The organism is Blastococcus sp. TML/M2B, assembly GCF_016612865.1.
Lineage (GTDB): Bacteria > Actinomycetota > Actinomycetes > Mycobacteriales > Geodermatophilaceae > Blastococcus.
In genome coordinates, this window is the sequence record NZ_JAENZZ010000002.1 from 1773928 (window position 1) to 1786928 (window position 13001).

Here is a 13001-nt window from a genome sequence, read left to right on the forward strand (position 1 = left end):
CCGGCTCCGACGCTTCGACCGACCGACCCAGAGGACACTTCCGTGGCCAAGCGCATCGAGGTCTCCGACCTCAACATCTACTACGGCAACTTCCTGGCCGTGGAGGGCGTCACCATCTCCATCGAGCCGCGCAGCATCACCGCGCTGATCGGCCCGTCGGGCTGCGGGAAGTCCACCTTCCTGCGCTCGCTGAACCGGATGCACGAGGTGCTGCCCGGCGCCCGGGTGGAGGGCAAGGTCGTCATGGACGGCCACGACCTCTACGGCGCCGACGTCGACCCGGTCGACGTGCGCCGCCAGATCGGCATGGTGTTCCAGCGGCCCAACCCGTTCCCGACGATGTCCATCTACGACAACGTCGTCGCCGGCAACCGGCTGAACAACCGGCGGATGAAGAAGTCCGAGGCCGACGAGTTGGTCGAGAAGTCACTGCGCGGCGCCAACCTCTGGAACGAGGTCAAGGACCGGCTCGACCGGCCCGGCTCCAGCCTCTCGGGAGGTCAGCAGCAGCGGCTGTGCATCGCCCGCGCCATCGCGGTCGAGCCGGACGTGCTGCTCATGGACGAGCCGTGCTCCGCGCTGGACCCGATCTCCACGCTGGCGATCGAGGACCTGATGGCGGAGCTGAAGGACCGGTTCACCATCGTGATCGTCACGCACAACATGCAGCAGGCGGCGCGGGTGAGCGAGTCCACCGGCTTCTTCAACCTCAGCGGGGTCGGGCAGCCCGGCCGGCTGATCGAGTTCAACCCGACGGAGAAGATCTTCAGCAACCCCGACCAGAAGGCCACCGAGGACTACATCTCCGGTCGCTTCGGCTGAGCCGGCGCGTTCCCGCGCGAACGTGGCCGAGCCAGGTGCCTGACGGCGTTCCCGCGGGAACGCCGCCCGCGATCAGCACGCATCGATGGTCGTCCCGCCAGCCCCCCGCAGCGCCGTGGCTGCGAGGTGATCACGCCGGTCAGCCGCAGCTGACGGGGGCGGGCTGCTCCGCCGCAGCCGGGGCCTCGGCGGTGTCGTCCGGGACCGGCTGCGGCTCCGCCACCGGGGCGGGCAGCGGCTCGACGCCCGCGTAGCCGGGGCCGATGATCAGCTGCACGGTCTCGCCGATGTCGTCGCTGGCCTGCAGCACCGAGCCCGGGACGGCGGCAGCGACCGTGCGCGCCTGGGCGACCATGCCCGGCCCGTGACGGACGACGGACTGGCTGACGGTCCCGTCGGCGTTCCCCACCTCACCGACGACGAAGCCCTGGGCGCGCAGGTCGTCGGCGGAGGTGCTCGCCAGCCCCCGCGTGCCGGTCCCGTTGAGGACGTCGAGCTGCACCTCGGCCGGGCTGAGGAGCGCGGTGCCCGGATCGGCCGGCACGGCCACCGGCTGCTCCTCGGGGCCCTCCCCCGGCTGCGCGACGGCATCGGTCTCGGTGACGAAGCCCTCGGGCACGCGGCTGCCGTCGATCACCGCGTCGAAGAGGCTGCGCGTGCCGGCGCCGTCGAGCAGCACGAACGCCTCGTCGGAGCCTGCCGGCACGTGGCCCACCTGGGCGACCGGGAGGCCGGTGCGCGCCACGGCGTCGCCGGAGACGTCGCCGAGGGAGGAGGCCAGCGAGCGCAGGTCGCCGAGGGTGGTCTGCTCGTCGACGGTGAGCGCGTCGGCGGCCCGGGTGAGGAACCGGGTGAGGGTGACCGGGTCGAGGACGTTCGACCGGGACATCGCGGCGCGCAGCGTGGAGGTCAGCAGCCGCTGGGCCCGCTCGGCGACCGCCGTCCCGGTGGCGTCCGAGCCGTCGCCGGCCGGGCGCAGGTAGCCGGTGGCCGTCTCGCCGGTGAGCTCGGAGGCGCCGGCGGGCGGGGGCACCGCGGCGGCCGCCGTCGCCCGCGACGGCACGATGCACACCGGCACCCCGCCGAGCGCGTCGACCAGCCCGGGCAGGCGGGCGAGGTCGACGCCGAGGTAGTGGTCGATCTGCACGCCGGAGAGCTGCTGGACCGCGCGGACCATGCAGGAGGGCCCGCCGTCGAGCAGCGACCGGGCGAACGCCTCGGTGCGGGGTGTGCGCAGCCCGCCGTCGGCGGTGCGGCAGGTGGGGGTGTCGACCAGCGCGGTGGGCGGGATGCCGACCAGCACCGCGCGCTCGCCGTCACCGGACACCGAGGCCAGCAACGTGGCGACCGAGGCGGGGCCCTCCTGGCCCGGCACCCCGGTGCCGACGACGAGGTAGGTGTCCGAGGCCTCCTGCAGCTGCGCGGCGAGGATCTCCGGCCCGTCGGTGGCCAGCGCGTCGACCCGGCCGATCTTCTGGTCGACGTAGAAGTAGAGACCCAGGTGGTAGAGCAGCACCACGCCGACGACGCCGGCCAGCGCGATCCCGGCCCGGATCAGCCGGCGCCGTCCCGGGGTCGTGGCCGGGGCGGGGCGCCGCGGGTGCCGGGGACCGGCCGGCGTCGTCCCGGGCAGGGGCGGGCGGGTGCCGGGCAGCGGCGGGACCGGGCCGCTGCGCCGGACCACGGGGCGCGCGGCCGGCGGCGCGGCCGGCACGGCGTCGCGCAGCGGGGGGCGGGGCGGGCGCGGCGCCGCACCGGGCACGGGCGGGAGCCCAGCCTGCGGCACCGGCGGCAGGCCGGCCTGCGGCGAGGGCGGAGGTGCCGTCGCGCCCTCGGGCACCGGCGGCAGGCCGTTGCGGACGCCCGGCGGCGGTCCGGCCGGCGCGACGGGGCCGGTGCGGCGGTGTCGCGAGCCGTCAGCGCCGACGCGGCTGCGCGCGTCGTCGGCCGTCGGCTCGTCCCCCACCGGTGTCGACACCCTCTGTTCGGAGTTGCTCTGGTCCCGCGCCCGGGGGGCGGGAGGTCACCACGATACGGCGGTCCGGCGTCCCGATCCGCCGACGCGCGCAAGCCGCCGGCGCCCGCGGCGTCACCCGGTGGTGCCCGATCGGGATGTGGGCGACCGGGCACCTGCGTAGCGTGCGCGAGGTGAGACTGCCGTCGCTGCCCGGTCCGTCGGACGTCGTCGCCGCCGTGACGGGCGCGCGGGACGGGGTGGCCGACGCGCTCGCCCTGGTGCCGCGCGCGGCGGCCGTGCTCGGTCGCGTGGAGGAGCTGCTCGACCAGGTCTCCGGGCTGCTGGCCCGGGTGGACGGCGTGGTGGACCGCGCCGACGGGCTGATCGCGGGCGTCGAGCGGACGAACGCCGAGGCCGACGCCGCCATCGAGGCGGTCGACCGCACCAATACGAAGGCCGACCGGGCCATCGAGGCCGTCGGCGCCACCAACACCAAAGCCGACGCCGCCATCGAGGCCGTCGGCGCCACCAACACCAAAGCCGACGCCGCCATCGAGGCCGTCGGCGCCACGAACGACAAGGCCGACCGGACGATCGACGCCGTCGGCGGCACCTCCGACCGCGCCGACGCGCTGGTCGGCCGGGCGGAGGGGATGGTCGGCCGGGTCGAGCCGATGCTGGACGACTACGTGCCGGCACTGACCGCGCTGGCGCCGTCGGTCCGCCGGCTGGCCGCGAGCCTGGAGCCCGACGAGGTCCAGGCGATGGTGACGCTGATCGACCGGCTGCCGCAGCTGATCGTGCACCTGGACGAGGACGTCCTGCCGATCGTCGAGTCGATGGGCGACGTCGCCCCCAACCTGCGGGACCTGCTCGACACCGTGCAGGACATGCGCCAGGTCGTGAAGGGCTTCCCGGGCTCGCGCCTGTTCCGCCGCCGCGGCGCGGAGGAGATCGCCGAGGAGGAGGCCCGCGACGCGGAGGCCTGAGCGCGCGACGCGCTGACCAGGGCCGTTGCGGGGAGACCGCTGCTAGCGTCCGGCCATGCCAGCCCTCAGCAGGACTGCCACCGGGATGCTCCCGTGACGATCGGCCGCACGATCGCCGACTCCGTGCCGCACTGGCCGGACCCGGTCCGGCCGCCGGGGCCGCGCACCAACGTGCTCATCGTGCTGCTGGACGACGTCGGTTTCGGGGACTTCGGCTGCTTCGGCTCGGAGATCGCCACCCCGGTCATCGACCGGTTCGCCGCGGCCGGCGTGCGGTACACGGGCTTCCACACCACCGCCATGTGCTCGACCACCCGCTCGGCGCTGCTGACCGGCCGCAACCACCACGACGTGGGCATGGGCTGCCTGGCGAACTTCGACTCCGGCTTCCCGGGCTACCGCGGCAAGATCGCCGCGGAGATCCCCACCCTCGCCGAGCGGCTGCGCGACGTCGGCTACCGCAACTACATGGTCGGGAAGTGGCACTGCACGCCGCTGACCGAGACCGGGCCGACGGGCCCGTTCGACGGCTGGCCGCTGGGCCGCGGGTTCGACCGCTTCTACGGCTTCCTCGACGCCGAGACCGACCAGTACTCACCGGAGCTGGTGCAGGACAACAGCCACGTCGCCGCACCCGGCACCTACGAGACCGGCTACCACCTGACCGAGGACCTGATCGACCACGCGATCACCTTCGTCACCAGCCACGAGGCGGCGACGCCGGACGTGCCGTGGCACGTCCTCCTCGCCCCCGGCGCCTGCCACGCACCCCACCAGGCGCCCCGGGAGCTGATCGACCACTACGCGCAAGCGTTCGCCAAGGGCTGGGACCGCACCCGCGACGACCGGCTGGCCGAGCAGATCCGGCGGGGCATCGTGCCGGCCGGCACCGTGCTGCCCCCGCGCAACGACGGCGTCCGGCCGTGGGACGAGCACACCGCCGACGAGCAGCGGCTCTTCGCCCGTTTGGCCGGGGCCTACGGGGCGATGCTGGCGCACTTCGACCAGCACCTGGGCCGGCTGATCGACACGCTCGAGGCGACCGGGCAGCTCGCGGACACGCTCGTGCTGATCACGTCGGACAACGGGGCCAGCCAGGAGGGCGGCCCGCTCGGGTTCGTCAACGCGATGGGCCCGTTCAACATGATCGCCGAGACCCTCGAGCAGAAGCTGGCGCGGCTCGACGACATCGGCGGCCCGGACACCCACTCGAACTTCCCGCACGGCTGGGCGATGGCGGCCAACACGCCGCTCAAGCGCTACAAGCAGAACACCCACGGCGGAGGCGTCCGCGATGCGCTGATCGTCGCCGGGCCCGACCGGCTGGTCGGCGCCGAGCACGCCGGGAGCCTGCGGCACCAGTTCTGCCACGTGGCCGACCTCGCGCCGACCGTCCTGGACCTGCTCGGCATCGAGGCCGACGGGATGACCGGGGTCAGCTTCGCGCCGACCCTGGCCGAGCCGGACGCCGTCACCGGGAAGACCACGCAGTACTTCGAGATGTTCGGCCACCGCGGCATCTGGCACGAGGGCTGGAAGGCCGTCGCCTACCACTGGCCCGGCACCCCGTTCGAGAACGACCGGTGGGAGCTCTACGACCTCTCGACCGACGTGAACGAGGTGCACGACCTGGCCGACGAGCAGCCCGAGCGGCTCGCCGCACTGCAGGAGCGCTGGTGGGAGGAGGCCGCGGCCAACAAGGTCCTGCCGCTGGACGACCGCTTCGGGGAGCGCTTCGCCGAGAACGCCGCCCGGCACGCCGGCGCCCGCACCCGGTTCTCCTTCTGGTCGGGCATGGGGCACGTGCCCAGCGACGTCGCGCCGGACCTGCGCAGCCGCAGCTACCGGATCACCGCGCACGTCAACCCGTCGGGCGCCCGCGGCGCCGCCGACGGCGTGCTGATCGCGCACGGTGACGCGACGTCGGGCTACTCCCTCTTCGTGCGGGACGGGCACCTGGTGCACGACCTCAACATCGGCGGCACGCACCAGCTGGTCACCTCCGACCGGCCGATCCCGCCGGAGGCGACCACCCTGGGCTTCGCGATGGAGCGGCGAGGCGAGGGCACCTTCCCGCACGGCACCGGGACGCTGCTGATCGACGGCGAACCGGCCGGCTCGATGGAGACCGACCAGATCTTCTGGCTGATGATCTCCTGGTCCGGCCTGGACATCGGCCTGGACCGCGGCACGACGGTGGCCGACTACGACGGGACGGGCCGGCACATGGGGCCCTTCGCCTACACCGGCGACCTCGTCCGCGTCACCGTGGACCTGGTGACCGACCAGGAGGTCGACCACGAGGGCGCCGGCGCCGCCGATCTCGCGCGCGAGTGACGACGCCGGCGGCGGCTCAGGCCTGCGGCTCGGTCCCGCCCGGCCCGGGTCCGGTCTCGGTCGGGTACCCGAGCGCGCGGACGACGTCGCCGATCCGCTCGTAGGTCTCCCCCGCCGGCAACCGCTCCAGCTCGGCGGCGACCGCGTCGGGCGCGCGGTGGTCGCGGGCGGCCTCGACGAGCTCGGGCCCGGTGCTCGGGAAGTCCGCGCGGTCCAGCCAGCGGGCCAGCTCGGCACGCGCGACGACGGCGTCGGCGTCCATGCCGACCGGCGTCCCGCCGACCAGGCTGCCGGTCGGGTCGGCGGTCAGGTCGGGGTCACCCTCGGCGACCGGCTCGGCCTCGCGCCACTCCTCGGACCGGGTGGCCCGCTCGGCCTTGAGCATCCCCTGGATCTCGTGCTCCAGCTCCTCGTCGACCCGTGGGCTGTGCTTGGTGCTCCGCGCGCTCACGCCGGCGAAGTCGCCCCCGGTCTCGGTCACGTCGTCCCCGGTCTCGGTCACGTCGTCTCCTGTCCTCGTCTCCGGCGGGTGCCGGGTGGATCAGTCCTTGTCGAGCGCGGAGGGCTTGTGCACCGCGGTGCCGCCGCTCTTCTCGCTCCTGACCTCGTACTGCGGGTCGTCCTTGCTCGCCCGCACCGTCCGGCCGGAGGCCTCGGTGTCGGAGGTGATCTTCCGTTCGACGGTGCCCTCGGCGGTGCCGCCGTGGCTCTTCCAGGTGACGTGGTCACCCTTCTCCAACTCGTCGGCCATGACCGGCTCCTCGCGCTCGTGGACGGTGTGGGCTCCCGGTGCCCGCCGCGGCCGGGCGGCACACATCGGCACGGTGGGTTCACGCGATCACCCGTTCGGGACGGGGCACTCACCCGTGCGGGCGCTGGCAGGAGCCGTTTGCTCACCTAGCGTGGTTTTCGCCGGCCCGGTCGACCCCATTCCCCCGGGGACGGCCGGGTCGGCCCCGTTCCGCCGCGGTTAGCCTCCGAGCGTGTCCTCCCCCCTCGATCCCGCGGACGACGGCCTGCGGCCGGTCGACGTCCTCACCGTCGTCGCCGTCACCGACGTCACCCCGTCGGTGCGCCGGGTGCTGCTGAGCGGCAGCCCGGAGGCGGTCGCCGCCGCCGGGCCGACGGTGAACCTGCTGGTGCCGCGGGTCGGGGACGCCGAGCCGCGCTGGCCGCGGATCCAGCGGGACGGCCGGATCGTCTGGCCGCAGGGCAGCCACGGCGTCGCGCTGCGCAGCTACACCGCCCGCCGGCAGGACTCCGCCGCCGGCGAGCTCGAGATCGACTTCGTGCTGCACGGGGACGGGCCGGCCGCCGCCTGGGCCGGCGCCGCGCGACCCGGGTCGCTGCTCGCCGTCGCCGGTGCGGCGTCGCTGGCCGAGCGCCCGGCCTCCTGGGTGCTGCTCGCCGGCGACGAGACCGCGCTTCCGGCGATCAGCCGGCTGCTCGCCGCCGCCGACCCCGGGACGACGGGCGTCGCGCTGCTCGAGGTGGCCGGGCCCGAGGAGGAGCAGCCGCTCGCCGCTCCCCCCGGCGTCGAGGTGCGCTGGCTGCACCGGAAGGGCACGCCGCCGGGCGAGAGCACGCTGCTGGTCGACGCCGTCGCCGCCCTCGACCGGCCGGGCACGGACGACGTCTTCGCCTGGGTCGGCGCCGAGTCGGCCGCCGTCCGCGCGATCCGCGCCGACCTGCGCGGCCGCTGGGGCCTGGGCCGGGCCCAGCACCACGCGATCGGCTACTGGCGCCGCGGCCGCGCGATGGCTCCCCCCGGCTGACCCCCTCCACGAGATCTGCACGCTCGGGGCTCTCCCCGGCCTGAAAGGCCCGAGTGTGCAGATCTCGCGGCGTCCAGGCAGTTCACAGGTAGCGTCCAGCGCGGCGGCAGCCCCGGGCAGGACGCTCGGGGTCATGACGACGGCACCCGCTCGCGCGACCGGAGGAACCGTGACCGGCAGCCCGCAGAACCGGACCCCCGAGGCCCGGCTGCTCGTGGTGGACGACGAGCCGAACATCCGTGAGCTGCTCTCGGCCAGCCTGCGGTACGCGGGCTTCGAGGTCGCCACCGCCGCCGACGGCCAGCAGGCGCTCGCGCTCGCCGAGACGTTCCGCCCCGACCTGCTGGTGCTCGACGTGATGATGCCCGGCCTCGACGGGTTCGGCGTGGTCCGCAGGATGCGGGAGTCCGGCCGGCGCACGCCGGTGCTCTTCCTGACCGCCCGCGACGCCGCGGAGGACAAGGTCTCGGGCCTGACCCTGGGCGGGGACGACTACGTGACCAAGCCGTTCAGCCTCGACGAGGTCATCGCCCGCATCCGGGCGGTGCTGCGGCGGACCACCGGCGCCCAGCAGGCGGCCGAGGCGCCGCGGCTCACCTTCGCCGACATCGAGCTGGACGAGGAGACCCACGAGGTCATCAAGGCCGGCACGGTCATCGGGCTGTCGCCGACGGAGTTCAAGCTGCTCCGCTACCTGATGGCCAACGCCGGGCGGGTGCTGTCGAAGGCGCAGATCCTGGACCACGTCTGGAACTACGACTTCAACGGCGAGGCCAACGTCGTGGAGTCCTACATCTCCTACCTGCGCCGCAAGATCGACACCACCGAGCCCCGGCTGCTGCACACCATCCGGGGGGTCGGCTACACGTTGCGGCTGCCGCGCGGCGCATGACCGAACCCGCGCCGACGACGGCGCGCCGGGGCCCGCGGGTGCCGCTGCGGGTCACCCTCGTCGCGCTGCTCGTGGCGCTGCTCGCCGTCGGACTGGTCACCACCGGTCTGGCGTCCACCTCGTTGCTGCGCGGTTACCTGACCGACCAGAGCGACACCCAGCTGCGCTCGGCCGCCGAGCGGTACTCGCACAACCGGCAGGTGCTGCGTGCCTGCGTCCAGGGAGCGCAGGCCTATCCGGCCACCGACGTCCTCATCTGCCTCCGCGACGAGGCGGACCCGGTCGTCATGTGGGGGCCGGTGCAGGATCCCGGGCGGATGCCGGACCTCGACCCGGTGGACGGCGACCGGCGCGGCCTGTTCACGCTGCCGTCCGACGACCGCAGCACGACGTGGCGGGCGGCGACCGTGGAGGTCGGGGCCGGCTACCAGCTGCTCGTCGCCACCGACCTGGACGACGACGAAGCAGCCATCACCCGGCTCGTGCGCATCGAGGCCGTCGTCGGGCTCGTCGTCCTGACGCTGCTCGGCGTGGCCGGCTACCTGCTCGTGCGCAACAGCCTGCGCCCGCTGGCCGAGGTCGAGCGCACCGCGCAGGCCATCGCCGCCGGCGACCTCTCCCAGCGCGTGCCCGAGGGCGACCAGCGCACCGAGGTCGGCCGGCTCGCCACCGCGCTCAACGGGATGCTGGCGCGCATCGAGAGCGCCTTCCGCGCGCAGCAGGCCTCCGAGGCCGAGGCCCGCGGCTCGGAGGAGAAGATGCGCCGGTTCGTCGCCGACGCCAGCCACGAGCTGCGCACCCCGCTCACCTCCATCCGCGGCTTCGCCGAGCTGTACCGGCAGGGTGCCGTCGGCTCCGACGAGGAGGTGGCCCGCCTGATGACGCGGATCGAGGCGGAGGGCGGGCGGATGGGGCTGCTCGTCGAGGACCTGCTGCTGCTGGCCCGCCTCGACCAGCGCCGGCCGCTGACGCTCACCCCGGTCGACCTCGCCGCCATCGCCGGCGACGCCGTGCACGACGCCCGCGCCGTGCAGCCCGACCGGCCGATCGCGCTGCACCTGGACGAGACGCTCACCGACGTCCCGGTCGTGCTGGGCGACGAGGGCCGGCTGCGCCAGGTCGTGGGCAACCTCGTCACCAACGCGCTCACCCACACCCCGCCGGGCACCCGGGTCACCGTCTCGGTCGGGCAGGACGGCGACGACGTCCTGCTGCTGCGGGTCGCCGACGAGGGGCCGGGCATGGCCGACGCCGACGCCGCCCGCGCCTTCGAGCGGTTCTACCGGGCCGACACCTCCCGCACCCGCAACGGCGGCGCCGAGGCGGGCGGCACCGGCCTGGGGCTGGCGATCGTGTCCTCCCTGGTCCAGGCGCACGGCGGCACCATCGAGCTGGCCACCGCACCCGGCCGCGGCGCGGCGTTCACCGTGCGGCTGCGGCGCTCCGGGCCGCCCCAGGACCCGGGAGGGCCCCCGCCCCAGCACCCGCCCGCGGCCCCGCTGTCCGGGACCGCCGACCAGCCGGGCTGAGGCCGCCTGTCACCATTCGAACGTGACTTCGAACGACGGCGGCGCCGCGCCCGACGCCGAACTGCTGACCGCGACGACCGCGCTGGGCGACGCCCTCCGCGAGCTGATCGAGACCTCGGTGACCACCACCGCCGACGCCGCGGAGGTCGCCGCGGCCGCCGAGCTGGTGCGCACCGCGACCGCCCGGATCGGCGGCCGGCCGCGCCCGGTCTCCCAGCTGCCCCGCCTGGACGACCCGTCCGTGGGCCGCCGCGTCTTCAACCCGGTCACCGGCATCGCCAACCCCCTGGCGCCCCCGCTCGTGGTCCGCCAGGACGGCGACGGCGTGGTCGCCGCGGCCACCCTGGGCCTGGCCTACGAGGGCCCGCCGAGCTTCGTGCACGGCGGCATGAGCGCGCTGTTCATGGACCAGATGCTGGGCAGCGCGGCGGGCGCCGCCGGCCTGTGGGGCATGACCGCCCACCTGGAACTGGACTACCGCGGCCCGCTGCCGCTGCAGACGCCGCTGGTGCTGCGCGCCCGCGTCGAGTCCTCCGAGGGGCGCAAGGCGCACATCACCGGCACCATCGCGCGGGCCGCCGAGCCGGAGAAGGTCCTGGTCGAGGCCCGCGGGCTGTTCGTCATGCCGCGCCCCGAGAAGCAGGCCGCCTACTTCGGCGCGATCACCGATGCCTCCGGCAAGCCGTCCCCGCCGCGCCGCCCCGGCGACGCCACCGCGCTCCGCCTGGCCTGACCGTGGACGACGTCGCCGTCGCCGTCCTGGCCGCCCGCGCGGCGGCCGACGTGCTGCTGGCGCTGCGCGCCGACGGCGCGCTGTCCGGCCGGGCCCTCGGGGACGCCGGTGACGCCGCCGCGCAGCAGGCGATCAGCGCCGTGCTGGCGGCCGAGCGCCCCGGCGACGCCGTCCTGAGCGAGGAGGCCGCCGACGACCCGCGGCGGCTGACCGCCGACCGGGTGTGGATCGTCGACCCGCTCGACGGCACCCGCGAGTACGGCGAGGACGGCCGCACCGACTGGGCGGTGCACGTGGCGCTGTGGGCCGACGGCGAGCTCGCGTCGTCCGCCGTCGCCCTGCCGGGGCTCGGCGAGGTGCACGTCACCGACCCCCCGCCGGCCCTCCCGGCTCGGGCGGACGGACCGGTCCGGATCGCGGTGAGCCGCACCCGCCCGCCGGCGGAGGCCGACGCCGTGGCGGCCGCGCTGGGCGGCGAGCTGGTGCCGATGGGGTCGGCCGGCTACAAGGTGCTCGCCGTCGTCCGCGGCGAGGTCGACGCCTACGTCCACTCGGGCGGGATGTACCAGTGGGACTCCGCCGCGCCGGTCGCCGTCGCCCGCGCCGCCGGGCTGGCCACCAGCCGGATCGACGGCTCGCCCCTGGCCTACAACGCAGCCGAGCTCTCCCTGCCCGACCTGGTCGTCTGCCGTCCGGAGCTCGCCGGGCCCATCCTGGCTGCCGTGCGCTCCGGGCGATAGCGGACACTGGGAGGGAATCCGCACCGATCCGATGGGGTTGGTGCTGTGACGAGCCAGCCCCGAAACCCCCCGGAGTTCCGCGACGTGACCACGCCCGACTACCGGCTCAGCCAGCTCGAGACGCTGGAGGCCGAGTCCATCCACGTGATCCGCGAGGTGGTCGCCGAGCTCGAACGTCCCGTGCTGCTGTTCTCCGGCGGCAAGGACTCGATCGTGATGCTGGAGCTCGCCCGCAAGGCGTTCGCGCCGGCGCGCATCCCGTTCCCGGTGATGCACGTGAACACCGGGCTGAACTTCCCCGAGGTGCTCGAGTTCCGCGACAAGCGGGTCGCCGAGCTCGGCGTGCAGCTGGTCGTGGCCTCGGTGCCCGACGCGATCGCCGCCGGCACGGTCAAGGAGGAGCCCAACGGCTCCCGCAACCGGATCCAGACCCCGGTGCTGCTCGACGCGGTCGAGGAGCACGGCTTCACCGCGCTGTTCGGCGGCGCCCGGCGCGACGAGGACAAGGCCCGCGCGAAGGAGCGGATGTTCTCCTTCCGCGACGAGTTCGGCCAGTGGGACCCGAAGAACCAGCGCCCCGAGCTGTGGGACCTCTACAACGGCCGGATCCACCTGGGCGAGTCGATCCGCGTCTTCCCGCTGTCGAACTGGACCGAGCTCGACATCTGGCAGTACATCCTCCGCGAGGAGATCGCGATCCCGCCGCTGTACCTGGCCGAGGAGCGCGAGGTCGTCGAGCGCCAGGGGATGCTCTACGCGGTCAACGAGTTCATCCGGCCGCGCGACGGCGAGCAGACCCGTCGCGAGAGCGTGCGCTACCGCACCGTCGGCGACGCCAACCTGACCGCGGCGGTCCCCTCCGTGGCGACCACCGTCGAGGAGGTCATCGCCGAGATCGCGGTGACCCGGATGACCGAGCGCGGCGCCACCCGCGGCGACGACAAGGTCAGCGACGCCGCCATGGAGGACCGCAAGAAGGAGGGCTACTTCTGATGGCCCTCCCGACGCGTGCGCCGGCGCCGCAGGTGCAGCACGACGCGCACGACGACGGCCAGCAGCAGCAGCCCGGTGCCCCAGCCCACCCGCTCCGCCACCACCGGGGACGACGTCCCCAGCAGGTCGGTGACCCAGGCGCCCGCCGCGTAGCCCACGGCGTAGCCCAGGACGACGACCAGCAGCGCGGGCGTGGCCACCGCGAACACGAACATGCGCACCTCTCCCGGGCCC

13 protein-coding genes are annotated in these 13001 nt (G+C 74.7%); 9 read left to right on the forward strand and 4 right to left on the reverse strand.

Annotated elements, in window-relative coordinates; all coding sequences use genetic code 11:
* Positions 1 to 42 precede the first annotated feature (42 nt).
* Entirely contained in the window at positions 43 to 822 is a 780-nt protein-coding gene (gene pstB / locus JKP75_RS17145) for a phosphate ABC transporter ATP-binding protein PstB (protein ID WP_200490068.1), read from the forward strand.
* Between the two features lie 139 nt (positions 823 to 961).
* Here pstB and JKP75_RS17150 read toward each other — a convergent pair whose 3' ends face one another.
* Complete coding sequence (locus JKP75_RS17150; RefSeq protein WP_309229932.1) at positions 962 to 2788, reverse strand: LytR C-terminal domain-containing protein; 1827 nt, start codon at positions 2786 to 2788, stop codon at positions 962 to 964.
* Positions 2789 to 2970: 182 nt separating this feature from the next.
* Between JKP75_RS17150 and JKP75_RS17155 the strand changes: the two genes are divergently transcribed.
* A complete protein-coding gene (locus tag JKP75_RS17155) occupies positions 2971 to 3768 on the forward strand; it encodes a hypothetical protein (protein WP_200490066.1) in 798 nt (265 codons plus the stop codon).
* A gap of 93 nt (positions 3769 to 3861) precedes the next feature.
* Complete coding sequence (locus JKP75_RS17160; RefSeq protein WP_200490065.1) at positions 3862 to 6105, forward strand: arylsulfatase; 2244 nt, start codon at positions 3862 to 3864, stop codon at positions 6103 to 6105.
* A 16-nt stretch (positions 6106 to 6121) separates the two neighbouring features.
* Here the strand turns inward: JKP75_RS17160 and JKP75_RS24130 are convergent, their stop codons facing one another.
* Together JKP75_RS24130 and JKP75_RS17170 are read right to left on the reverse strand one after the other, a co-directional pair.
* Positions 6122 to 6607 (reverse strand): DUF2795 domain-containing protein, encoded by a 486-nt coding sequence (locus tag JKP75_RS24130; protein ID WP_309229933.1) that lies wholly within the window; start codon positions 6605 to 6607, stop codon positions 6122 to 6124.
* A gap of 39 nt (positions 6608 to 6646) precedes the next feature.
* Complete coding sequence (locus JKP75_RS17170; RefSeq protein WP_200490064.1) at positions 6647 to 6856, reverse strand: DUF2945 domain-containing protein; 210 nt, start codon at positions 6854 to 6856, stop codon at positions 6647 to 6649.
* A gap of 232 nt (positions 6857 to 7088) precedes the next feature.
* Between JKP75_RS17170 and JKP75_RS17175 the strand changes: the two genes are divergently transcribed.
* From JKP75_RS17175 to cysD, 6 genes are all read left to right on the forward strand, one after another.
* The gene (locus JKP75_RS17175) at positions 7089 to 7880 is read left to right on the forward strand and encodes a siderophore-interacting protein (protein ID WP_200493289.1); all 792 of its coding nucleotides are present in this window, start codon (positions 7089 to 7091) and stop codon (positions 7878 to 7880) included.
* 133 nt (positions 7881 to 8013) lie between these two features.
* Positions 8014 to 8772 (forward strand): response regulator transcription factor, encoded by a 759-nt coding sequence (locus tag JKP75_RS17180; protein ID WP_200490063.1) that lies wholly within the window; start codon positions 8014 to 8016, stop codon positions 8770 to 8772.
* The gene (locus JKP75_RS17185) at positions 8769 to 10301 is read left to right on the forward strand and encodes a cell wall metabolism sensor histidine kinase WalK (RefSeq protein WP_200490062.1); all 1533 of its coding nucleotides are present in this window, start codon (positions 8769 to 8771) and stop codon (positions 10299 to 10301) included. The genes JKP75_RS17180 and JKP75_RS17185 overlap by 4 nt, the downstream gene beginning before the upstream one ends.
* Positions 10302 to 10323: 22 nt before the next feature.
* A complete protein-coding gene (locus tag JKP75_RS17190) occupies positions 10324 to 11034 on the forward strand; it encodes a PaaI family thioesterase (RefSeq protein ID WP_200490061.1) in 711 nt (236 codons plus the stop codon).
* Positions 11035 to 11036: 2 nt separating this feature from the next.
* Complete coding sequence (locus JKP75_RS17195; RefSeq protein WP_309229935.1) at positions 11037 to 11774, forward strand: inositol monophosphatase family protein; 738 nt, start codon at positions 11037 to 11039, stop codon at positions 11772 to 11774.
* Between the two features lie 84 nt (positions 11775 to 11858).
* Positions 11859 to 12767, forward strand: a complete 909-nt coding sequence (gene cysD / locus JKP75_RS17200; RefSeq protein ID WP_200490060.1) for a sulfate adenylyltransferase subunit CysD — start codon at positions 11859 to 11861, stop codon at positions 12765 to 12767.
* Here the strand turns inward: cysD and JKP75_RS17205 are convergent.
* Positions 12758 to 12982: a hypothetical protein gene (locus JKP75_RS17205; protein ID WP_200490059.1), complete on the reverse strand. Its 225-nt coding sequence runs from the start codon at positions 12980 to 12982 to the stop codon at positions 12758 to 12760. The genes cysD and JKP75_RS17205 overlap by 10 nt on opposite strands.
* Positions 12983 to 13001 lie beyond the last annotated feature (19 nt).

Coding starts and splice junctions, on each gene's coding strand:
- JKP75_RS17170 (WP_200490064.1), bottom strand. CDS start 6,856: ATGGCCGACGAGTTGGAGAAGGGTGACCACGTCACCTGGAAGAGCCAC.
- JKP75_RS17185 (WP_200490062.1), top strand. CDS start 8,769: ATGACCGAACCCGCGCCGACGACGGCGCGCCGGGGCCCGCGGGTGCCG.
- JKP75_RS17180 (WP_200490063.1), top strand. CDS start 8,014: ATGACGACGGCACCCGCTCGCGCGACCGGAGGAACCGTGACCGGCAGC.
- JKP75_RS17205 (WP_200490059.1), bottom strand. CDS start 12,982: ATGTTCGTGTTCGCGGTGGCCACGCCCGCGCTGCTGGTCGTCGTCCTG.